Raw genomic sequence first — 22,614 nt, 5'->3', positions numbered from 1 at the left:
ATTTTTTATGATTCTTGTGAAGAAAACTCCATCAGATAAGCTTTGATAAAGCCATCTATTTTGCCATCCATCACACCGTTCACATCCGAAGTCTGATAGTTGGTACGATGATCTTTCACGCGACGGTCATCAAATACGTAGCTACGGATCTGGGAACCCCACTCGATCTTCTTCTTACCGGCTTCCACTTTCGCCTGTTCTGCCATACGATGCTGCAATTCCTTATCATACAAGATGGAACGTAGTTGACGCATTGCATTCTCACGGTTCTTCGGCTGGTCACGGGTTTCGGTATTTTCAATCAGAATTTCTTCTTCCTCACCGGTATAAGGATCTTTGTATTGATAACGCAAACGGACACCGGATTCTACCTTATTTACATTCTGTCCACCGGCACCACCGCTTCGGAATGTATCCCAAGAGATGTTGGCAGGCAAAATATTTACCTCGATACTGTCATCCACCAGCGGAGTAACGAATACAGAAGCAAAGGAAGTCATACGTTTACCTTGCGCATTGTACGGAGAAACACGAACCAGGCGGTGCACACCGTTCTCTCCCTTCAAATAACCGTATGCAAAATCACCTTCAATATTGATAGTACAGGTTTTGATTCCGGCTTCGTCACCTTCCTGAAGGTTGGCAATGGTAGCTTTATAACCGTTGGTCTCGGCATAACGCAGATACATACGCATCAGCATAGAAGCCCAGTCCTGACTTTCCGTACCACCGGCACCTGAATTGATTTTCAACACACAATCCATCTGGTCGGCTTCGTCACGAAGCATATTTTTGAGTTCGAGTGCCTCTACCGCTTCACTAGCTTTGGCGTAAGCAGCGTCCACATCTTCCTCGGTCACCAGTTCTTCTTTATAGAAATCAAATGCCAGTTCAAGTTCATCTGCCAATGTCTTGAGTTCGTTGTATCCTTCAATCCACTTTTGCAGGTCTTTCACCAATTTCATTTGAGCTTCGGCCTTCTTCTGGTCATCCCAAAATCCCGGAGCTTGTGTTCTTAATTGCTCTTCTTCGACTTGAATTTTCTTCCCGTCGATGTCAAAGATACCTCCTCAGCGCATCAGTGCGCTCTTTCACGTCTTTAAGTTGTTCAATAGTAATCATTTGATTTACAATTTTATTATTTACAAAATTCAGATATCGGGGGACAAAGATAAGCAAAAATCTGCTACCTTTGTTTTTGTTATTAAAATGTTGTCATATTATGAACAAACTATTGAAACTTTCTTGCTTGTCACTCTTCCTGATATAATATCTGGGTACTTCGGACATGACACCGAAGGAACTGAAAAGTGAATTCTATCGCTTGGCTTGTACTTTCTACGTATCTCCGGGCAACGAACGTACGTATGTCGTACTCTCCGGACTGAATGAGAATATGCCGGAATCGGAGGCTGCATTCAAACTGGCTAAAGACGGATTAACGAACCGCCTGCGTACCGAACGTATCATCAAAGGTGACATCATCTGGAGTTATATCAATGCACAGGACCTAGGCCAAAACGTAGACCCGCGTATCAAGCTCTACAATGATATACAGAACATGACGCTGAAAGACATTGCCGATTTCCAAAAGCAATGGGTAAAAGGACGCACGTATGTTTATTACATTCTGGGAGATAAGAAGGATTTGGAACTGGATAAGCTGAAAGCTGTAGGTCTTATTGAAGAATTGACACAGGAGCAGATTTTCGGATACTAAAAAGGAACGAATAAACTAAGTATGTCTTCTAAATAAGTTTATACTATCAAAATCAAGAAGTTTTTCTTTATAAGGAATTTGTAAAAATGAAAACAATACAAACTAATTAGGGAGATGTACTTATAAATAATAAACGGTGAACAACTCTGCCAATTGCACAGATTTTGTTCACCGTTTTATTGTTTGCGACTTATCGTTTACGGTTTACCGTTTCATATTTAACGTTCAGCGTCCATCGCTTATTTCTCATTTTCTTCGTACATCTTTTCAATCTGCTCACTATAATTCTTGGCAACTACCGACCGTTTCAATTTCAACGTATTAGTCAGTTCTCCACGTTCCATACTGAACGGTTCGGGAAGCAGAGTGAAACGTTTGATTTGCTCATAGTGTGCAAACTGCTGTTGGAGTGTATCAATCCGTGCACGAAACAATCCTACAATCTTCGGATGTTTCAACAGTTCCTCCATATCTTTGTATTTAATGCCTTTTTCTTCCGCATACTCTTTCACAAACCCATATACAGGAACAATCAGAGCGGAAACAAACTTACGCTGATCGGCAATAATGGCAATCTGGTCAATATAACGGTCAATAACCAATTTCGTTTCCAAAGCTTGCGGAGCAACATATTTGCCGTTCGATGTTTTGAATAGGTCTTTAATGCGTTCCGTCAGGAAAAGCTGGCCATTTTTAAAGTAACCGGCATCACCTGTATGGAACCAGCCATCGGGTTCAATGGCAGCAGCCGTAGCTTCTGCTTTCTTATAATAACCTTTGGTAATCGTCTTTCCCCGAAGAAGAATTTCATTGTCTTCACCGATTTTCACTTCAATTCCCGGAAGTACAACACCTACTGAACCGATATCATAGCCAACCGGCAATGTACAAGATACAGTGGCCGTCGATTCCGTCAAGCCATATCCTACCACCATATTGATTCCTACCGAATGGACAAATTCATTGATTTCATCGGGAACGGCAGCACCGGCAGTCGGGAAAAAGTTACCGTTCTCAATACCGATTGTTTTTTTCAGTAGAGAGTAGATTGTCTTTTCGTAGAATTTATATTTCAGTTGATTCATCACCGGAGGAGTCTTACCCAAACGCAGATAATCCAGATTATGGATTCTACCTACCCGGATAGCATCCAGCATCAGTGCTTTCTTCAACCCTGTTGTTTCGTTAATTTTCTCCTGTACACCTGCATATACTTTCTCCCAGAAACGGGGAACACTACACATCAGTGTCGGACGAATTTCCTTAATCGTTGTCTGAATATCCGCCGGACGGAGATTGATACAAATCTGCACTCCTTTATGAATACAGAGATAACACCATGCTTTCTCAAACACGTGTGTCAAGGGGAGGAAGTTCATAGATACATCCTTATCCGACATGGTCGTCAAACGGTCATCGTGTGTATGAAACTGTTCCAGATAACAGGAATGATGAAGCATGACGCCCTTCGGTTCACCCGTTGTGCCGGATGTATAGAGAATGTTTGCCAAGTCATCGTATGAAGCCCGTTCGGTACGTTCTTCTACCGTATCATTGTGAGGCAATCCCTCTCCCATCGCCATAAACTCATCAAAATAGATAGACGATACGTCGCGGGGATCTTTCACTACCGAACGGTCAAAAATAATCAGTTGTTGCAGAGAGGTGCAGAAACCAAAGATGCTGAAAGCAGCATCATACTGGTATTGCTCGCCTACAAAAAGGAAACGAATCTGCGCATCATTAATGATATATTGCGCCTGCGCAGGTGAACTCGTTGCATAAAACGGAATAGTAACAGCCCGATTGGCAAACGCGCCAAAGTCGACATAGAACCATTCGGGTTTATTTTGTGAAAATATACCGATATTCTCTTGTTCTTCCACTCCCAATGCCACGAAAGCATTAGCTGCTTGCCGTACTGTTCTGGAGAACTGCTTCCATGAAATAGGAATCCATTGAGCTGTCTCATAGTCACGGTATTTTAAGGCTACCTTGTCGCCATATTTTTCGGCTTGACGATGGACCAGGACAGATAAATGATGATAAGTCATACTCTTTGTATTAGTAAATATGGTACAAAGGTATTGGTTTTACTTCATTTAGGCAACATTAATCCAAGAGTTTTGCAACGCAACATTATGAATCAGACATTTGGCAATAAAAACCAAACGGTTATAAACCAAACTATGCCAGCAAAGCCTACTTCATCTTTACCGGCATAGTATAAATTACATTCTACTGCAAATTAGGAAAAATAATCATATTCCCTAACTCCTATCGATACAACCGTATTTCAGCACATAATGCATTTATAGACCCACCATTAGAGAAATTATCCAGTACATGCACTGTCAGATATCGCACTTTTATGGGCGAATAAAAAGCTATTTCCCAAGGAGTATGATCAGAAGGCATTCCTGTTGTACATGTCGCTATACCTATGCGCGTCAAATTATCCGGCTCATCCCCACCTAATAATTCCACTTTTGAATAATCCAAATTCCATGCTCCCCAATAACCAGCAGGAGTAATTGAAAGCCCTATAATTTCCTGAGGCTCATGCATATGAAATGGTATTTTAGCATTTGGATAGCCAATATAACTCATTAGGAACGTGTTCATGTTATCATCACTTAAATCTTGTGTAGGAACTCCATATCCTCCAATCACATCATAAGAAGTAACATCAATCATTGTTTTATCTTTCAAACTGCCATTCACATCTATATTCGTGATTTCCTTATTCACTTTCCATAAATATGTACTATAATTTTCACTTATCTCAACTGCATCAGTAGTTACCAAAGACAAAGCTACCATTCCACTCTCAGCAAGTTCCTTAAGTGAGCCAGATTCCTCATCAAGCGTGAAGGATATCATCTCCTCACTTTCAAGTTCTCCCTTTTTGATGGTAACCGTTTGATTCAGAAAGGAGATTGCGTCTTCTCCCAACCATGTTACATCATCCTCTCTAGCATCCGATACCGAATTTTCCACTTTCATCGAAAAAACCAAATCCTGGGGAGCAGCATTGGTCAGTTGCACCCGGAGATCCACCTGTTCGGAACCCGCAATCAAATCTCCTCCGTTTCCTGTCTGCACAACTGTAGATTCCATATAATTCTTGGGATAAAAACAACGGTTGTCAATAAATGCTTTGACAATGTCACCACTGTTTTCTTCCGGAAAAAGAGTGCTTCCCACTTCCCGTTCACTTTCACATGCAACAAACCACAATGGCAAAAGCAATACCATCGAAGTTATAATATTCTTCTTTATTGATTTCATGATATTTCAATTATAATACATTATTTAATTGTTAGCATTGAGGCGAACATTATCTCTCCATTCAACAGGATCAATACACCATGCCTCATTTCCATTTCCTGTAGCATCGGTAAACCTGTCACCTTTCCCTTCATTGAATTTAAAATAAGCAAACAAGGCATTGGAGTGAGGATCGGTCGCATACAAGTTGTTGGCTATTTCCCGCTGAGATAAAGCCCGCTTCCATAAGCGGAATTCACTCATCTGAACATCTGCTTTCAAATATTCGGTATTTCCGATTTTACATTTCGTTTTACTGAGATTCGTCACTTTACCCGGTACATCTATCGAATTATCCAATTTTCCGTCAACATACAGATACAACTTGCTGCTTGTACATACCCAAGCTATCTGATACCATTTATCCTCTTCAAACAACGTTGCACTGTTCATCTGTAAGCCTTGCGTCTTTATCTGCAAACGGTTTCCTTCAATGGGGGCATCACCAAAACGAGTATAAATCTGCCCGTCCGATTCGCCCAAACTGCTTGAACCATCAAAAAGGGCCTGATTATTCAATTCCCCAACCTTCTTCCCAAGTTTGCTCATATTGACACAGAACTCTAAAGTCCATTCGCTTAAAGATAAATCTTCAATCAAACTGAAAGCAACATTATGTCTAGAGTTGAAAACCGGGACTGAAGTCACAATGGCCGGGTCAAGCAAATAAAGTATAGTACTTCCGGGTTTCAAGACCTCTGTTGTACCATCTTTACTCTGAAGTGTCAAAGCAATGGCGTATTTATTTCCGCTATCTTTCATTTCCTGCGTCAAGGGAAGAATTTCCAACCCTGACGATTCCGAAAGAACCTCTCCCTGCTTTATCACAGCCTCTTTCCCCTTAAAATTATACTGTTCGGCAGGAAGAAATTTATAGGATGTATAATTAACTTCATTATACTTTGCCAATAATTCAGCATCTTCCACAAACTCAAAATTATAGTCTTTCTCTGCCGGATCGGAAAGACGCACATTCAAATTGGCTGTCACCAAATCTTGATCAATAAACACTTTTAATGCAGTATTCGGATTCGTACCAGTTTGTGAAATATAGGCCTGATTATGTAACACCGAATATTCGGCATTATCACAACCGACAAACAGACATGTAAAGAATAATAGTCCGATTATATTTTGTTTTAATAAATATCTGTTCATTTTTTATTCGTTTTTATTTACTTAATACTTGGATTCTGAATTTGTATGGCTTTACGCAACGCCGGATAAGTTTCGCTCCCTTGTGCATTCACTTTATACTCATATTCCATATGGTAAGTTCCTACACCGCCTTTGCGATATTGTATGCCACCAACCGACGGATTCCAATAAGCAAAACCACTAAGTGAATTTATCTCCGTGCCGTCAGGAAGTATAAAAGCCGCCCCACCAGTCTTGGCATGATCCTCAAAATTCTCACAGATAATAATCTTTTTCGCAATCTCTCCAGCTGTCGCCACATCTTTGAAGTGGGCATACTGTTTGTCGAAGCGAGCATCCAGCCGACTGTTGTCTTGCTTATAATAAGTTGTATACGTTTGCAGAATCAGATAATCAAAATGGTGAAACAGCTCAGCAGGCAGTGCATCCGGTTCACCATCCACAACCAGCATTTTTCCCGTACCAGACTTCGGACCGACTCTCTTCGACATCGTTTCCACAAACTTCGCGATTACTTGACCGTTATTTTGCCAAAGTTCCTTATCGGTAGGAAACGGATGCTGTACATTCGGTTCAGCATCAAAATCGAACCCATCATAATTATACTTTTCGATCGTATCACACAAGGCGTTCGCATATTTCTCCACTGCAACCAACCGATTCTCCAGTGAATAGTCCCACCCCCAGAACTTATGTCTCCAGTCTTCTATAGATGTACCATTGTTTATTTCCTCCTGTGGCATCGGCGGTGTAATCTGGTCGCCAATATCAAGCACCAAGAAACAGAACAATACCTTCGTTCCCTTTTTTTCTTGCACATAACGTAAATCTTCCATCATAGCAGGTGACGGATTCTTCCAGTTTCCCCACAATGACACAAAATCTACACTATCCGGCAATCCTTTTAAGGAATTCTCATAAGAAGCACCGGTTCCCGTCCAGTTACCATACCATCCGAACGCAACCGGATGGTCACTCTTTTTATATTCACGCAGACGGGCATAATAAGCCTCATCCTTATTAGATATAGTCAGATTCGCAGGATCTTTAATTTCCGTATCCAACCAATCATCACAGGCCGTCAAAGCAAATGATATTCCTAAAATTCCAAAGAAATATTTATATAATCGTTTCATTTTTATAGTTTTTTACATTTAGATTTCTTACTTGTTACCGCCATTTTGCCACCACATCCTTGCAGCATAATCATCTTTCCCGCCTAACATTTCAACAGCTTTCCGATAATTTTCCTGATTATTGCCATTCATCTCTCTCGGATCAAACGGAATACGATTCGGCACATCCAGATCGTATCCATTGGTGGACTGAGCCACAGGAAATACGCAAGGATAACCGGTACGACGTATTTCATTCCATCCTTCCTGACCATCAGGAAACAAAGCAATCCATTTCTGTACAATCAGCCTTTCCATTTTTCTTTCGGGGGAATCATTATCATCCCACTTCACCGTGATTGTACTGACAGGTGCATGATTGCCTCCATATCCATCCGCAGCATCATAATAATACTCTTGTGTGTTTTCCGAATTTTCCAAGTAGTAATATTCCTGGCCGGCCACCCCCCATTGTTCAAACGACAAACGAACCGCCTGATTATAAAGCGCACCGGGAGTTCCTCCCATATCCCAACCTAACATCGCACCTTCAGCCCGGCAAAATGTCATCTCGGCAGCCGTCATCCACATTCCCCTTGAGTCTTCCTCAATATTGGCAGCAGAATATTTTTTCATAGCAAGGTCCTTATTGGTCACGTTGGCACCTGCACGGCAACCCACAACCGAACGTCTACCATATTCTTCCGTATTTTTAAAATACTGATAAATACGCGGGTCGCCAAAACCATTCATATAACTTTCCAAATCGGCACAGGCACGACTGTCTCCCCAGTCGACAGAAGTCTTATACTGTCCATTGGGAATATATGTTATAGCGCAATTGTCCTCGTTCTGTTCAATAACTCCCGCTTTATACGCTTCCACAGCAATTCGCTGAGCTTCATCCTGATTGACAAATCGCATGCGGATGGCCATACGCAACTTCAACGAGTTTGCAAATTTACACCATTGATTCATTTTACCTCCATACACCTTATCCGCATCCGCTTTCAAAACCAATCCCGGATTCGTCTCCACCAAAGGAGTTATGATGGAAATTGCTTTATCCAGAGTCTCTATGAGATGGCTATACACTTTCTCTTGAGAAGAATAAGCATTGGCATCTTCTTCCACCCCAATAGGAAGAGGACCGTATGTATCAGTAAAACGCAACATTAACTGCGCACGTAAAATTAATGCCAATGCATACATGGGGCCCTCTTCTTGTGTGAGGACAGCCACAGCATTAAATGAAGACGTCGCTTTGGCAAACACATCCCGCCACGGTACGATTTTCCAATCGTCCGATGCATTAAAACAAGTATAATTCTTCACCGAAAAATCCGGCTTCACATAAGTCATGTAACGCCCCAAATAATTACCAATAAGATCTTCCGTATTTTGATAAGTATTCTCCTGTTCAGGAAAAGCAAAGTTCTGCAACTCTGTGATAAAAGAGGAAACCGCATAGTCGTCTCGTCCAAGCTCTTCCAACGAAGTCTCATGTCCCGGACGGTTAGCATCCTCAAACCCCGCAGTACAAGAGGTAATCCCGAATAGAACAAATGAACCGATCAACCAACTTCTCACTATATTTATTTTCTTCATCATCTTTCTTTTTTTTAAGTTAATATCAAAGTTTCAATTTGATGTTGAATCCCAGGGTACGCAAACTTGGTTGCATAAAATAATCAAACCCTTGATAATAAGTCCCTGTTGACGCAGTTGATTCCGGATCAAACGGAGCCTTCCTGTATATCATAAACAGATTATTGGCAGTCACTCCCAAGGTCAGTTCTTTACTCTTCAACCATTTTCTAGGTAAAGTATAGCTAATATGAGCTTCCTGTAAACGTACATTGGTCGCACTGTAAATATATTCGGACCATATAGGGTTGTCTCCACCTACTACCGCATAATATCCTTCGGCTGAGATTTTTCCGGTATTTACTGCTATACCACCATTATTTCGTGCTTCAGCACTCACCGCTGAAACGCCATACTCATCCAGAATAGCCTGTGTCTGTGACATACATATACCTCCCAGGCGCGCAGTCAGGACAAATCCCAGATTCACACCTTTCCATGAAAAATCATTTGAAAAACCAAGATTGCCTTTAGGCAATACCGAACCCCGGTATTGTGGATTGGACAAGTTGGTCTGCATCACATTCCCGTTGGAATCAAGAGCGATATTCCCCTCAGCATCACGCTTAAAGTCAGTATATGTATAAATATCGCCCATACCGCCACCTTTTTTCAGGACTACTCCGCAACCACTAAGTCCTGCCTGCCTTACCACCTCGTTAGGATTCTCCAACAGTTCTACTATTTTGTTACGGTTCATACTGTAAGCCAATGAAGAGCTCCATGTAAAATCCGCCCAGGATTTAGTATATCCCACCGATAATTCCAATCCACGATTCCTGATATTACCTGTTTGAATATATTCCTTATTAAAACCTGCAGCTCCAGACGTAACATCCCGCAACAATGTCTGTTTGCGTGTATTGGATTGGTAAACAGTCAAGTCAACAGACAAAGCATTTCCAAACAAGCGTGCAGTGACACCTGCCTCCCATGAATCCGTACGTTCCGGATAAAATTTCTTCGGAAATTTGTAAGTTACTGTTTTATAAGTTCCCAAAGCGGGATTATATTCATACCTCCATGCCGATGACAGATTAGGCTCAATAGCCGAACCGACAGACGCCCACGAAGCACGTACTTTCAAATAATTAATCATTTGTGGCATCTTCGCCATTTCCGAAATAACCGCAGATACCCCTACAGAAGGATAGAAGAATGATGTTTGTGCGGTTCCATGCAAAGCTGAGTCCCAATCATTACGACCGGTCAGAGTCAAGTAAAGCATACTTCTATACCCCAACTCGGCACTGATAAACATTGAATTGATATAATGTTTGTAGCTCTCAAAAATAGGACGATTGTCATTGGTTGCGTTTCCATAATCTATAGCATTCGGTGTAAACACATTAGAAGGAGCTTTCAGACCTCCCTGAAAACCGGTAACATCATATTTCAAACGGGAAAATGAAGCACCCATATTAGAAGAAATGCTAAAATTCTCCCCTAATGTCTTATTGATATTAAGCATCAAGTCTCCATACAATGTCTGATCATTAATCTTATCATAGCCATAAAAACCGTAATCGGAAGGTGCAAACAACTTTAATGTAGAGGCATACCGTTTATCTTCCTGCTTAGTGGCAGCATCATCCCAGCGCAAACGCCCGGTAACATTCAGCCAGTCTAATATTTCATATTTCAGGCTGGCACTCACCATATAACGATTCCGGTCATTAGTGCGATTCATACGGTTTGCCACCCAATAAGGATTCTGCATCTTAAGAGCATCTCCATAGTTCCAATTTTGCACATATATCTTACGAACAGGATCATATACCTCAAATGTACGGATTGCATCAAAACTTTCTCCCCTCGGGAAAAGATAAAGAGAAGTCAAAGGGTTAAACCACTGACCTTGAGCCATCAGATTTTTATCTTTCTCACGAATATAATTAAAGTTAAAATCACAAGTCATCTTATCATTCAAGAATGAGGTGGTATTACGAAACGTAAAATTATACCGATCATATGAGTTATTAGGAATAATCCCTTGTGCATTCGTCGTACCCACAGAAAGATATGTCTGATTCTTGCTAGTACCTGCTGTCAGTGAAATATTGTTTTGAATATTAGTACCCGTATTAAAGAAATCAGCCGGTTCATAAGTACCGAATTCCGAAGTAGCTTTATCTCCCCAAGTTTTTATCTCCCCCGGACGATTCACATATTGGTCCTGAAACTTTGGCATTACAAATGGATTGGCAAACTGTGAACTATTAGAAATCGTGACGGACACTTTTCCTTCTTGCCCCTTCTTAGTAGTAATCATAACCACTCCCTGAGCAGCAGCCGAACCGTAAAGAGCGGCAGCAGCCGGTCCGCTAAGCACCGAAATAGACTCGATATCTTCCGGATTGACATCCGCAATACTTTCTGTCCCCGGCTGATTCGCATACATCATTGCATCCCCCTTCAATTCTCCCTGGCTTCTACCAGTCACAGGAATACCATCAATAACATAAAGAGCCTGATTACTTTGGCTGATAGACTTCGGACCACGCATCACCACACGGGCAGCGCCGCCCATACCAGCTGAGGAAGCATTGATATTCACTCCTGCAACCTTACCGGACAATGAATTCATGAAATTGGCACTCTTCACAGTAGTGACAGCATCATTGCCCACTTTCTGAACATTATAACTTAATGCTTTCTCTGAACGCTTAATTCCTAAAGCCGTAACGACCACTTCCCCCAGTTCCTGAGCTCCATCCTCCAAAACAATATTGACAATATTTTCTGTAGCATGAGTCTCTTTTGTCTGATAACCTACGTATGAAAAAACAAGAACAGGCGTTGCAGTCTTAGTTGTTATTTTATAATTGCCATCCAAATCGGTCACCGCACCGTTAGTTGTTCCTTTTTCAATCACTGTAACTCCGATTAACGGTTCTCCTTTCGCATCTACAACATTGCCGGATATATTTCTGCTTTTAGCCTTTTTGATATTTTGTTCCGGCACAATCATTATATAATTATCTTTTATCAAATATGTAAAACCTGTTCCTTTAAGAATTACTTTCAAAGCTTGCTCCAAAGGTTGTTTTTCAATATCTAAAGATATTCTATTCACAGGAAGTTGAGAATCATTATAAGAAATAGACATGTGGGTTAACTTCCTGACTTCAGCCAATGCTTCCTGTAGTGAAATATTTTTTCTTTTTATTGTTATTTTACTACTATTCTGAGCATAAATCGCTGACCCTACTAATAGCAGACAAATTATTAATATACTTTTTCTAATGTTTTTCAGATATAAATTCATATCTTAGCAGCGTTTTAGTGTTAAAATCATAATATTTTCTCAAGTCAAACAAAGGTAGTAAACTATTTTTTACACCATTTTAATACTAAACTTATTTCATATCCGGAGTAGGTGGGGCCTTCTCCGGATATTTTTCTACATAGGCGGAGTAAATTGAGCGTTAAATAATAAGAAAAATATTCATTACCAAATTATATGGCAGGCATTGTCTTTCAAACGATAATCAAATTGGCCGACAACCACTTGCATCACTTCCAAAACTTCTTCCAGCCCTGCATTTTCTTTAAACACAAAGTTGTAGCGATCCTGATTACGTTTCTTCGTAGAAACATAAAACATAATTCCAAAATGACGCTCCAATGTCTGTATAATTTCAGCAATTGTGGCTTTATTAAATACAATTTCCCCTCGTTGCCATGCCGTTACATCTTTCATGTTGGCAGTCAGCACTTGGCAGTCAGCTGTACATTTATTATACACAACCTGATATCCGGGAGTTAAAACATAACTAATCGTATCATTACAGTCCACTCGTACTTTCCCTTCGATCAAAGAAGTGGTTATTATATCTTCTTCCGGATAAGCTTTCACATTAAACTCTGTTCCCAAGGCAGTTATTGCCATATTTGATGATCGCACAATGAAAGGTTTCTCCGGATTTTTTGCCACTTTAAATTCGGCTTCTCCCATCAGATAAACCGTTCGGGTCTTGCCCTCCAGATTTTCAGGATAAAATACATATGAACCAGAATTCAGACATACGGTAGTTCCGTCCGGAAGACTGATTGTCTCTCTGGCCCCATTATTCACATAATGTTCCACCATTGCGATATTGTCCCTGTCAAAATGATTATAACTTACCCACAAAGTAGTTGTCACAGACAGAATGACGATAACAGCAGCTGCCGCAACAGATTTCCACAACTTCCAACGATTTACATTTGTAACCATTGGAGTATATTCAATGCCGATTTTATCCAATACCTGCTGAAACGAATGCTCCATACCGTGTCCAAACTTTCCTTTCGTCTTAAACCATAAATTATGAAGCGCCATTTCTTTCTCTTCTGCAGAATCAGGACTAATCATCCAACGATGAAATCTGTCGATTGTCCGCTTTGAATAATCAAAGTCAATAAAAGAGCGTAGCTGTTTTTCCAATTTACTTTTCATCTATACCAAATCAAGTGTTACATATAAGAGACAACTTGCCAGACATACATACTTAGTCTAAATAGAAAAAAAATAAAAATAAAATGATTTTTTTTAGATCTTGAAGGGCTTTATAGATATGTTGCTCAACTGTACGAACCGAAACATTCAACTTCTCAGCAATTTCCGGTGAAGTCATCCCTTCCTCTCTGCTCATTAAAAAAACACGCCTGCGCTGTTCCGGCATGCGTTCAAGAGCCATCTGAACAAAAAGCTCAAGTTCATGAGCACAAAATTCATCATCCGGCGTAGGCAATCCCAGTTCCGCCATTCGCATTTTTTCTGCTGCAACATCCAAGTAGTCATATTCAACAGCCTTATGCTTCAAAAAATTATAGATATGGTTTCGTACAACTGTATATAAATAACTATCCAATTTTTCACGTTCTAACCATAAATCCGGTTTCTCCCATAGCTTAACAAATATATCTTGAGCTATATCTTCTGCATCTTCTTCTGATTTTAACAATTGCCATGCGAAAGTTTTTACTTTGGGGAAATTCAGATCAAAAAACTTTTTAAAACGAAGAACTTTATCTTCCATTCGTGTGATAATCATCATGTATATCCATTAAGATTAACAAGTAAAATATAAAACCCTTCAACAAAGTTAATTATTAAATAATTTATCAACAACCTTTTTCATAAGAAAAGAATCAAAAAAAGAAAGATTTCAATAGCTTCTCGAACCTAAGCAATTAATAATCAACAGATAAGAATTAATTCATTATTTTTATTTGAAACAACTGTACAAAACGACTATCTTTGTACAAATATTAAGGTATAGATAAAAGATTTGCACTATGAAATATGATATTCCGTATATGACAACAGAGGCTGTAAGCCTGCTTAAATCACTGATTAGTATTCCTTCAATCAGCCGGGAAGAAACCCAGGCTGCGGATTTCCTGCAAAACTATATTGAAATGGCAGGTATGCAGACGGGACGTAAAGGAAATAATGTGTGGTGCTTTAGTCCGATGTTTGATCTGAAGAAGCCGACTATTTTACTTAACTCCCACATAGACACAGTGAAACCTGTTAACGGTTGGCGGAAAGATCCGTTCACTCCACGTGAAGAAAACGGTAAGATCTATGGATTAGGAAGTAACGATGCCGGTGCCAGCGTTGTTTCGTTATTACAGGTGTTCCTGCAACTATGTCGTACTTCGCAGAAATATAATCTGATTTATCTGGCCTCTTGTGAAGAAGAAATTTCAGGCAAGGATGGCATTGAGAGTGTATTACAGGGGCTCCCTCCTGTTTCGTTCGCCATAGTAGGTGAACCTACAGAGATGCAACCCGCCATTGCCGAGAAGGGATTAATGGTACTAGATGTTACCGCAACAGGTAAAGCAGGACACGCAGCGCGTAATGAAGGAGACAATGCTATTTACAAAGTATTGGATGATATTGCCTGGTTCCGTGACTATCGTTTTGAGAAAGAATCACCCTTGTTGGGTCCCGTGAAGATGAGTGTCACTGTCATCAATGCCGGTACACAACACAATGTGATTCCCGATAAATGTACTTTCATCGTTGATGTCCGGAGTAACGAGCTTTACTCAAATGAAGAATTGTTTGCTGAAATCAAAAAGCATATTTCCTGTGAAGCCCAAGCTCGTTCATTCCGTCTCAATTCTTCACGGATTGACGAGAAACACCCATTTGTACAGAAAGCTATGAAGTTAGGACGCGTTCCTTTTGGTTCTCCAACATTGTCCGACCAGGCACTAATGTCCTTTCCATCAGTGAAAATAGGTCCGGGCCGTTCGTCACGTTCACACACGGCAGAAGAATATATCATGCTAAAAGAGATAGAAGAAGCGATCGGACTTTATTTAGAGCTATTGGACGGACTTCTGATTTAATAAAAGTCATTGGTGAATTGATAGTGGTTATCCTATTATATAGTTTCTCAACTATCAATTCACCCATACAATAAAAACAAAGCAACGATTATTCAAACAACTTCGATAAAGCTTCCTCCAGTTTTTCACCCCTTAAATTTTTGTCTATAACAATTCCCGTAGGATCTACAAGAAAAGTTCTGGGTATAGCATGGATACCATATATATCAGAAGCATCCACATCCAACAATTGTACCCAATTCATTCCAAGTTCTTCAACAGCAGCCCTCCAAGGTTTCAGTTTCCGATCTGTGGATATGCTAATCACCTCAAATCCCTTAGAAGCATATTTTTCATAAGCAGCTTTCACATTGGGCATTTCATGCCGACAAGGTCCACACCATGAAGCCCAAAAGTCAATCAAGACATATTTTCCTTTACCCACATAATCAGACAAGAGCTTCATGTTGCCAGCATTGTCTTTCACTTTAGCATCCGGGAAACGTTCGCCAATCTTTATCTTGGCATCCATTTCCTGCCGTTTCTTTTGTTCTTCACGCTGTTCCGGAGTCATTTTATTTTCAAGTTCCGCCTTCATTCGGAGCTCTGCTTGGTTCTTCTTTTCCACAATATTTCTCACCAAATTATTTTGTGAAAACAGAGGCGAAGCTTCTTTCATCAGAATCTTCATATCATCAAAAGGCATCATCATACCTCCAACGGAGAAAAGATATACACCCACTATACTATTCTTATAATCCTTTATACAATGTGATACTGAATCCATTTGTGCAAGAAATAATTTATTATTCCGATCAAATTCCGCTTTAAATACAGTATCATTCCTCATCTTATCCGAAAATACTTCCGGTTTCATCCCAAGCATTAACTTATAAATATCATTCGATGTTTTCAACATATTATCCATTATTAGCTGCATACGATTTAAAGCTATATTCAATGAATCATTTAAAGGCGTTCCCCCTCTCTTATTCGCAGCAATATTTACTGATATTTCTCCTTTTTCGAAAATCAACGGATAGGTTTCTCCATCCATATCCTTGATGATTGCAATATCCGGCATCTGATGTACACCAGAAAAAGAGAACTTACCTTTTTCCACTGTTGTACTGTCCAAAACGACTTCTTTGGCTTTCTCTCCATCTCCCATCAGGCATAAATACAACAATTGATTATTCAATTCCTCATTAGCAATACCTCGGATAGAGAATTTCTCTTGGGCAGAAGAAAATATAGCAATAGCACAAAAAGTGCATAAAATCATAATTCGATTTCTCATATAGAATAAATTTAGGCAACTATACCTTGTTTACATTAATATTTAAAAAATTCACGTTTATGATTATAACATTTAAACTATTTGTTATATTTGCACCAAATATACAAATAAGATTGGACTTTTCCAATCATTGTAACGACATAAAATAGCTCAATCGCCTTCTGAATCACCACCTCGGAAATTAAACGAGCTATAAATGAACCAATACATATTGGGCGAGTTGAAACCTTTAGGCGTAGACTTCCCCATAATGTATTGTGGCTTGTGGTGAGCCAAGAAGGCGTATGGGTGATAGTCTGCGCTTTCTTGTATACTTGTAATGCGTGGTTATCGCTGAAATTGGCGACCCTTTATTTTTAGTATTAACCATAAAATTTCAAGTTTATGAAAAAGTTTTTAAGTATGACGCTGTTACTTACAGCTATGTTTTTAACGTTCTCTGCGTGTTCAAGTGATGACGACGAAACAAATTACCCAGACATCACAGGCTCTTGGAGTGAAATAAGTGAAACTCCCGGAGAGTACATATCTAGTTATATGGAAGTGATGTGGACTTTCAATTCCGATAATACGGCTACTCAAAGAGTTATTCTGAAATTCAACAATGTTACTTCTAGGGACACAAGTACTAATTTTACTTATGAATATAAAGGTAGTACTATTACTTTGAAGAATGATAAGGTAACATTAGATTATGAAATAAGCATTTCAGGTAACAACATGAAATTAGGGAATGAAAAAGATGGTTACTTCAATCTAACTAAAAAGTAACAATGTTATTTAGCAACTGATTAAACGACCGGAGCGATAAACTCCGGTCATTCTATTTCAATCCTCTTTTGGCTCATATCCTAATATATCATCTATTCCTTTGTCGAATTCATCGTTAGGTGAATCTTCTTTTATTTCTTCTGCTTCTACATCTATTATCTTTTGTGGTTGTTTAGGGAAAGCCCTATCTAAAAGTTCCATAAAAATATTCCAGTTGTAATTAGCTGCTCTTCCCAATGCTTCGACACTTGCTAAATATTCTTTTAGTTTAGGTTTACCAATATCTTGAGTAAAAAATTGATGATGTTTATCTTTTCTATATCCTTTATCATTTTTAGGATTTTTCTCATTTAAAGTTGAAAGAGTTAATGGGGCTATTCTTTCATAAACAATATTGTTTATCCATTGTCCAACAACTCCCGGTCTTTTATTAGTCATAGTCCAATTCCATCCCCGCATTTTATATATCATTTCAAAAAAACTATCCTCAAATGTTTTTATCCATTTAGATGCTTCATCAGACAAAAATTGATTTAAGAACTTTTGCAATTCATCCTTTGCTCTTTTTTTCTCTTTATCATAGCCTGTTACTGCATCTACAAGAGCTATGATTCCGACTTTTGAAACAGCTCTAGTTATTATACGTGCTGCTTTGTAATATTCCTCACTTACTTGATATACTCGGGAATCATAAGCGTCAATTATTGCATAGCACAAGTCTATCAATAATGTTACTTCATATCCGTATGTATCTGATTGAGAACCACTTGCGGTGGGTCTTTTAATTTTAATAGGATGAGATAACTTATCATAAATCCCGGGAGGCAAATTAGTAGATATAGGTTTACTATTAATAAACTTAGATAGCCATGTACCCGAATAATTTGGGTTTGCACCAATTGCATTTTGGATTCCCCGCCCTGAAAATACGCGAGTTCCATCTTCTAACACATAACAAGGGATAGATAATTCACCTAAATATAATGGTGTTTTATCAGAGCCAAACTTTGCTTTTAAAACTTTATTTTCCATATATCAATTCTTTATACGTTAATCTATACTCTAAGTTCTCTAAAAGTCGGTCAAATTTTTCTCGATTAGTAAGTTCTCGATTGTTTGCCCTATATACAAATTCATCTATGTATTTCTGCATGTGTCTCCTAGACCAATAATGATATACACCGATAACACCTCGTTTAACTACCGACCAAAAGTTTTCTATATGATTAGTAGTGAATGCCCCTTTTCCGTAGAATCCTTTCTTATGGTTTACGTTTTGATGATTATATAACGTATCAGCTTTCTTTCCATAATTCCATTCATCAGTATAAAGATCACTTCCTAACTTGACATATCTTAGGATTAATGGCGAAAGATTTTTAACCTGTGTATTAGGAACGACCTTCGCTATCACCCTTCCACCTTGTTGTATTAATCCAAACACTGGCGTTTTATCTTTGAAAGACCTACCTTGACTTCTTGGAACTTTCTTGTTCCAATGCCTGTTCTTGTTCTTTCCTCCAATTAAAAGTCTCATCGATCTCTACAGTTCCGCTTAATTTACCACCTCCACCCTCATCTTCACTTCCAACGTCATTGTCTATTCCTAATGCTTTCCGAATTCGGTGCATCATAAACCATGCTGTCTTTTGTGACACTTTGATGTTTTCTCCTAGCTGAACGGAAGAAATACCTTTTTTGTAGGATAAAATCGTCCATATTGCTTCAAACCAACTAATCAAAGGAATCCTTGTTCCTTGAAAAATAGTTTTTGTTTTAACATCGAAGTATTTTCCTGTGTTTTTACAACGATATTTATTATCTTTGCACTTGTAGACTTTGGAAGTTTTATCGAATGGGGAAATTACGTTTCCATGCCACCGTCTTTCTTCCAAATAATCTATGCAGGATTGCTCTGTTGGAAAAGCCTTCCGCAAATCTGACAGGGAGGTGAATCTACTATTAAACATAAGAACACTTTTTTATATCACAAATATAGTAGTTATTTACATAATATCCAAATAATATTCGGGAAAATTTTCCTATTTTGTGTAATCAAGGTATAGTTGCCTAAATTTATATCAAAAACAGTAAACACTCATGTTCAATACCTGCTATTATCATTTCAAATTCTGATAATCATTTAAACTAATAATAGATCTTCTTATTTTTCTTATCGGAAATGGTCTGATAATCTTTCACCTTTATATTAAAATATGATTTAGACTTTCCATCATCATTAGAAGGCAACTGTTCTTTATCTTTTTTGTGTGGCAACTCAAGAATATCTATTTCTTTCACACTCTTCTTCAGTTTCGGGAATAAAAGACTGATATAAATATATTTATGATTAAATCCTTTGACAGCCAACAGCCTACCTATCGGAGCTCCACCATCATATCCTCGTACATTATACTCATCGCCACTTTTCTTATCGATAATCTTAAATCCCGGACTATAATACAACCATTGCCAGTCCCAATAAATAGGTTGTATAAATGTCACTTTAGTATCATTCTTTCTCCTTTCAATCGAATATAAAGAAGGACTTGTAGACATCCCATTTTCATACGCTTTCTCATACACTTCTTCAGGAACTATAACTATACTATCGCTTGGAAGCATATAGGCTTGTGCATATAATTCTTTATCACGTTTCTTCTTTTGCTCATATTCTTTCAACCGCTGTTCACCTCTTTTTACTCGTTCACTTTTCTCTGATCTAACCACTTTGAATGTCTCTGTCTGGAGTTGCTTCACTAACAACGGCATTGTCTCACGCATAACAATCAATGAAGCCTCTTTATATTTCTTACCTACGGGAGATTCATAAAATGCAGCAACAGCTTTTAATTCTTCCAAAGTTAAATGCTTCTCATAAACAGGCATATACATTTCAAACACCTTACTTTCTATTTTCTCTTTCCAGTTTTTAGAAAACTCATTCCAATAAGCCTCATCCTTTTCCGGCGCATTTAATTTCATCACAGATGTGATTTTTTGGAAGAAGTCATCCGTAGTAGCCGAAGCACCGGAAAGTACCATAATCTTTTTCAACGTTTCTTTGTACTCATCTGTCGCATTTGTATTTTGTGCAGAAGCTGGTAAAATTAAAGTAAACAGTGCAATTATGCACATCATTACTTTGGGAAGGAAAATGTTTTTCATAATTATCTGATTTTATTTATTTTGATTCCATATTTTATTTTGCATTTCCTACAAAGATACACATTAAATCTATATCATTTAATAGAATAGTACAATCAATGAGGCTACTATCCGGCTGCCCTGCAATGTATAGATAAACGAAATACCCCCTATTCATCCCTAATTATAACATTCATCCCCCTCTCTTATCAAAATGGCTTTGAACAATTCATTTCATCTTTTGATATGATATTATTATCTTTTTCTCACATACTTCGTTCATTTTTCGCAATTAACGCTATCTTTGCAATAGGTCGCTAAATCTAAATAAGGCTTTCAAAATACATAATATACGAATATGAAAAAGATTTTATTTTTATATATCATTCATCTAGGATTTGCCCTACAACCCATACAAATTCAAGCTTGTTGTCTCGACAATGAGGTTGTTCTCGCCAATGGAACTGCCATTATTCTACAATCACCTAAAGTGGACAATACCAAAACCATTCAGTTCATCAAAGATTTCTACGCAAACTACGTTTTTGGAGCAAAAAATTATGTTCCGGCAGTAAAAAAGCATTGTACAGCCAAATTGCAAAAGCAGCTGAAAGATAACTACGAGTATGACGGCGAAGGATATGCGATATGGAACTTCCGAACAGGTATGCAAGACGGACCAAGCGACATATCTAAAGTAACATCAGTAACTACATTGGGAAATGGTTTATACAAGGTCAATTTCATTGATATGGGAATAAAGGGTAACCGTACTTTGAAAATTATCGACGTAAACGGGACACTGAAGTTCGATGCTATTAAATAATCCCCTCTAAGCAGATATATTATCAATTTAACAGATAACTAAAAAAGCCTTACTATTCAATCAAACAATGAAAGTAAATCATCTATAAGACTACATCCTTCACCGCTTTCACCTTCTTCCTGAAACCTCCATCCAGAGCAGGAAAGCGGGTGAAAGCGACCATGCAAAGCCCTTCTATCCTACTTTCAAAGGTTTCACCTACACAATTCAAATCGTTTCCATTTACCGCCGAAGCACATCACGAGACACCCCGTAATAACCCGCTGCAGCCACATAAATCGGCTGCATACGTTTGCCGATATTTTTCAATTTGCCTTCTTCCAGTAATCGCCGGAGGTGACGGTTCGCCGTAGTCCGTGTCATGCAGCATACCTCCTGAAAATCATAACGAAGCATTACGTCATGATCGGCGAAATATTCCTTCAGCCGCATATCTATCTCCACTGCCGACAAAGATTCCGAATGGCGCGCATACTTACTCCGGCTGGCTTTGACACCTACTAATTCACCCCGCAGGCGGGCATCCGGACGGAAACCGATTGTTTTCAGTTCCATCTTCGACCATTTGTTTTTAGTACTGCGGGTCACCTTTTGCGTGCTCCTCAAAATAGGGGCAAAATAGCCTAGCCCCTCGATATGTACCTCGCGTCCTTCACGTAGTTCTTCACCACAAATTTGGGCAAGCATCTCGAACGCATTTTTTACATCACCTACAGAAAGCGAACTGCGTCCGTGAATCATCCGGCACAGTTTATCCGTTCCCACCTTACCATTCAAAAAAATGCGGGGATGCAAACCTTTCTCTTCCGAATCGTCGGACTCACCGGGATTCTCATACCAATCGTAAAGTATAGCCATTAGTAGTTAACGTTTTGATAGTGAATATATTTCATGTAAAAACTTTAAGTTTATCATCAAACCACTACCGTGGTTCATTTAAATCACAGCTGTTATCCAAGTAAATCACTCTTGTCATTTGATTGAACCACGAAAGTGAATCAACAATAACTCTTCGTCAAAGCAGGGAAAATGCACGAGTTAAAACGCTTTAATAAAGTTGTTTATCAAATTAGCTAGATACTCATCACTCCATCCAGCCTTCTTCCTTTTCCTATTGACAGAAGTCTTCTTGTCTTCATCCTGATAATTCTTCAAAATGGTCAATGCCATTTTAGTTAAAGTGGAAAAGTTTTGTGCCGAATTCATCATTTTTCTTCCATCATCTTCATTAAATGTAACATCCAACTGCCAATGCAATCCATTTTCTACC

General features: G+C 38.9%; 18 protein-coding genes and 2 pseudogenes. 4 read left to right on the top strand and 16 right to left on the bottom strand.

Features of this window, described 5'->3' with window-relative positions; translation table 11 throughout:
• Window positions 1–5: 5 nt before the first annotated feature.
• A protein-coding gene (prfB, locus tag BSAG_RS20950) for a peptide chain release factor 2 (RefSeq protein ID WP_117683141.1) occupies window positions 6–1,122 on the bottom strand; the annotation gives its coding sequence in 2 pieces (ribosomal slippage) (window positions 6–1,058 and window positions 1,060–1,122; 1,116 coding nt in all).
• Between the two features lie 271 nt (window positions 1,123–1,393).
• Between prfB and BSAG_RS20955 the strand changes: the two are divergent.
• Window positions 1,394–1,720 (top strand): annotated as a pseudogene (locus BSAG_RS20955) (insulinase family protein); the annotation flags it as partial.
• 239 nt (window positions 1,721–1,959) lie between these two features.
• Here BSAG_RS20955 and BSAG_RS20960 read toward each other — a convergent pair.
• The 8 genes from BSAG_RS20960 to BSAG_RS20995 form a co-directional block, all read right to left on the bottom strand.
• Window positions 1,960–3,774: an AMP-dependent synthetase/ligase gene (locus BSAG_RS20960; protein ID WP_004309571.1), complete on the bottom strand. Its 1,815-nt coding sequence runs from the start codon at window positions 3,772–3,774 to the stop codon at window positions 1,960–1,962.
• A 223-nt stretch (window positions 3,775–3,997) separates the two neighbouring features.
• On the bottom strand, window positions 3,998–5,011 hold the full coding sequence (locus BSAG_RS20965; RefSeq protein ID WP_004309570.1) for a DUF1735 domain-containing protein: 1,014 nt from the start codon (window positions 5,009–5,011) through the stop codon (window positions 3,998–4,000).
• A 24-nt stretch (window positions 5,012–5,035) separates the two neighbouring features.
• Window positions 5,036–6,208, bottom strand: a complete 1,173-nt coding sequence (locus BSAG_RS20970) for a DUF1735 and LamG domain-containing protein (RefSeq protein WP_004309569.1) — start codon at window positions 6,206–6,208, stop codon at window positions 5,036–5,038.
• 17 nt (window positions 6,209–6,225) lie between these two features.
• A complete protein-coding gene (locus BSAG_RS20975; RefSeq protein ID WP_004309568.1) occupies window positions 6,226–7,344 on the bottom strand; it encodes a glycoside hydrolase family 18 in 1,119 nt (372 codons plus the stop codon).
• A 27-nt stretch (window positions 7,345–7,371) separates the two neighbouring features.
• Window positions 7,372–8,931, bottom strand: a complete 1,560-nt coding sequence (locus BSAG_RS20980; protein WP_004313866.1) for a SusD/RagB family nutrient-binding outer membrane lipoprotein — start codon at window positions 8,929–8,931, stop codon at window positions 7,372–7,374.
• Window positions 8,932–8,956: 25 nt separating this feature from the next.
• Complete coding sequence (locus BSAG_RS20985) at window positions 8,957–12,238, bottom strand: SusC/RagA family TonB-linked outer membrane protein (protein WP_004309566.1); 3,282 nt, start codon at window positions 12,236–12,238, stop codon at window positions 8,957–8,959.
• A gap of 183 nt (window positions 12,239–12,421) precedes the next feature.
• Window positions 12,422–13,411 carry a FecR family protein gene (locus tag BSAG_RS20990; protein WP_004309565.1) on the bottom strand — a complete coding sequence of 330 codons (990 nt, stop codon included), beginning with the start codon at window positions 13,409–13,411 and terminating at the stop codon, window positions 12,422–12,424.
• Between the two features lie 52 nt (window positions 13,412–13,463).
• Complete coding sequence (locus BSAG_RS20995) at window positions 13,464–14,009, bottom strand: RNA polymerase sigma-70 factor (RefSeq protein WP_008642840.1); 546 nt, start codon at window positions 14,007–14,009, stop codon at window positions 13,464–13,466.
• 244 nt (window positions 14,010–14,253) lie between these two features.
• On the opposite strand from BSAG_RS20995, the gene BSAG_RS21000 reads away from it, so the two are divergent.
• Window positions 14,254–15,321, top strand: a complete 1,068-nt coding sequence (locus BSAG_RS21000; protein ID WP_004313863.1) for a M20 family metallo-hydrolase — start codon at window positions 14,254–14,256, stop codon at window positions 15,319–15,321.
• Window positions 15,322–15,409: 88 nt separating this feature from the next.
• On the opposite strand, the gene BSAG_RS21005 is transcribed toward BSAG_RS21000, so the two are convergent.
• A complete protein-coding gene (locus BSAG_RS21005; RefSeq protein WP_008997308.1) occupies window positions 15,410–16,600 on the bottom strand; it encodes a TlpA disulfide reductase family protein in 1,191 nt (396 codons plus the stop codon).
• Between the two features lie 384 nt (window positions 16,601–16,984).
• Here BSAG_RS21005 and BSAG_RS21010 point away from each other — a divergent pair, with 384 nt between their 5' ends.
• Window positions 16,985–17,371, top strand: a complete 387-nt coding sequence (locus tag BSAG_RS21010; protein ID WP_008776013.1) for a lipocalin family protein — start codon at window positions 16,985–16,987, stop codon at window positions 17,369–17,371.
• 57 nt (window positions 17,372–17,428) lie between these two features.
• Here BSAG_RS21010 and BSAG_RS21015 read toward each other — a convergent pair whose 3' ends face one another.
• The 3 genes and pseudogenes from BSAG_RS21015 to BSAG_RS21020 all read right to left on the bottom strand — a co-directional run bounded on the left by BSAG_RS21015 (window position 17,429) and on the right by BSAG_RS21020 (window position 20,539).
• Window positions 17,429–18,403 carry a P63C domain-containing protein gene (locus BSAG_RS21015; protein WP_004313862.1) on the bottom strand — a complete coding sequence of 325 codons (975 nt, stop codon included), beginning with the start codon at window positions 18,401–18,403 and terminating at the stop codon, window positions 17,429–17,431.
• Window positions 18,393–19,341 (bottom strand): annotated as a pseudogene (locus BSAG_RS23770) (IS1595 family transposase). Before BSAG_RS23770 ends, BSAG_RS21015 begins: the two are co-directional and overlap by 11 nt.
• Window positions 19,342–19,519: 178 nt before the next feature.
• Window positions 19,520–20,539: a DUF2059 domain-containing protein gene (locus BSAG_RS21020; RefSeq protein ID WP_004309559.1), complete on the bottom strand. Its 1,020-nt coding sequence runs from the start codon at window positions 20,537–20,539 to the stop codon at window positions 19,520–19,522.
• A 337-nt stretch (window positions 20,540–20,876) separates the two neighbouring features.
• On the opposite strand from BSAG_RS21020, the gene BSAG_RS21025 reads away from it, so the two are divergent.
• Entirely contained in the window at window positions 20,877–21,344 is a 468-nt protein-coding gene (locus BSAG_RS21025) for a hypothetical protein (RefSeq protein WP_008649392.1), read from the top strand.
• Window positions 21,345–21,426: 82 nt separating this feature from the next.
• On the opposite strand, the gene BSAG_RS25885 is transcribed toward BSAG_RS21025, so the two are convergent.
• From BSAG_RS25885 to BSAG_RS24835, 3 genes are all read right to left on the bottom strand, one after another.
• Entirely contained in the window at window positions 21,427–21,555 is a 129-nt protein-coding gene (locus BSAG_RS25885; protein WP_255344231.1) for a hypothetical protein, read from the bottom strand.
• 11 nt (window positions 21,556–21,566) lie between these two features.
• Window positions 21,567–22,202: an HU family DNA-binding protein gene (locus BSAG_RS21030; protein WP_004313861.1), complete on the bottom strand. Its 636-nt coding sequence runs from the start codon at window positions 22,200–22,202 to the stop codon at window positions 21,567–21,569.
• A 180-nt stretch (window positions 22,203–22,382) separates the two neighbouring features.
• On the bottom strand, window positions 22,383–22,614 hold a 232-nt coding region (locus tag BSAG_RS24835), incomplete at its 5' end, for a hypothetical protein (RefSeq protein WP_008997307.1).

This window comes from Bacteroides sp. D1 (assembly GCF_000157095.2).
In the GTDB taxonomy this organism is placed as follows: domain Bacteria; phylum Bacteroidota; class Bacteroidia; order Bacteroidales; family Bacteroidaceae; genus Bacteroides; species Bacteroides xylanisolvens.
Note: the sequence above shows the minus strand (reverse complement) of the source record. Positions and strands in the feature narration are given on the sequence as shown.

What these genes read in the sequence shown, in the direction of transcription:
- BSAG_RS20960 (WP_004309571.1), bottom strand. Translation starts at nt 3,774, where the DNA reads ATGACTTATCATCATTTATCTGTCCTGGTCCATCGTCAAGCCGAAAAA.
- BSAG_RS20965 (WP_004309570.1), bottom strand. Translation starts at nt 5,011, where the DNA reads ATGAAATCAATAAAGAAGAATATTATAACTTCGATGGTATTGCTTTTG.
- BSAG_RS20970 (WP_004309569.1), bottom strand. Translation starts at nt 6,208, where the DNA reads ATGAACAGATATTTATTAAAACAAAATATAATCGGACTATTATTCTTT.
- BSAG_RS20975 (WP_004309568.1), bottom strand. Translation starts at nt 7,344, where the DNA reads ATGAAACGATTATATAAATATTTCTTTGGAATTTTAGGAATATCATTT.
- BSAG_RS20980 (WP_004313866.1), bottom strand. Translation starts at nt 8,931, where the DNA reads ATGAAGAAAATAAATATAGTGAGAAGTTGGTTGATCGGTTCATTTGTT.
- BSAG_RS20985 (WP_004309566.1), bottom strand. Translation starts at nt 12,238, where the DNA reads ATGAATTTATATCTGAAAAACATTAGAAAAAGTATATTAATAATTTGT.
- BSAG_RS20990 (WP_004309565.1), bottom strand. Translation starts at nt 13,411, where the DNA reads ATGAAAAGTAAATTGGAAAAACAGCTACGCTCTTTTATTGACTTTGAT.
- BSAG_RS20995 (WP_008642840.1), bottom strand. Translation starts at nt 14,009, where the DNA reads ATGATTATCACACGAATGGAAGATAAAGTTCTTCGTTTTAAAAAGTTT.
- BSAG_RS21000 (WP_004313863.1), top strand. Translation starts at nt 14,254, where the DNA reads ATGAAATATGATATTCCGTATATGACAACAGAGGCTGTAAGCCTGCTT.
- BSAG_RS21005 (WP_008997308.1), bottom strand. Translation starts at nt 16,600, where the DNA reads ATGAGAAATCGAATTATGATTTTATGCACTTTTTGTGCTATTGCTATA.
- BSAG_RS21010 (WP_008776013.1), top strand. Translation starts at nt 16,985, where the DNA reads ATGAAAAAGTTTTTAAGTATGACGCTGTTACTTACAGCTATGTTTTTA.
- BSAG_RS21015 (WP_004313862.1), bottom strand. Translation starts at nt 18,403, where the DNA reads ATGGAAAATAAAGTTTTAAAAGCAAAGTTTGGCTCTGATAAAACACCA.
- BSAG_RS21020 (WP_004309559.1), bottom strand. Translation starts at nt 20,539, where the DNA reads ATGAAAAACATTTTCCTTCCCAAAGTAATGATGTGCATAATTGCACTG.
- BSAG_RS21025 (WP_008649392.1), top strand. Translation starts at nt 20,877, where the DNA reads ATGAAAAAGATTTTATTTTTATATATCATTCATCTAGGATTTGCCCTA.
- BSAG_RS21030 (WP_004313861.1), bottom strand. Translation starts at nt 22,202, where the DNA reads ATGGCTATACTTTACGATTGGTATGAGAATCCCGGTGAGTCCGACGAT.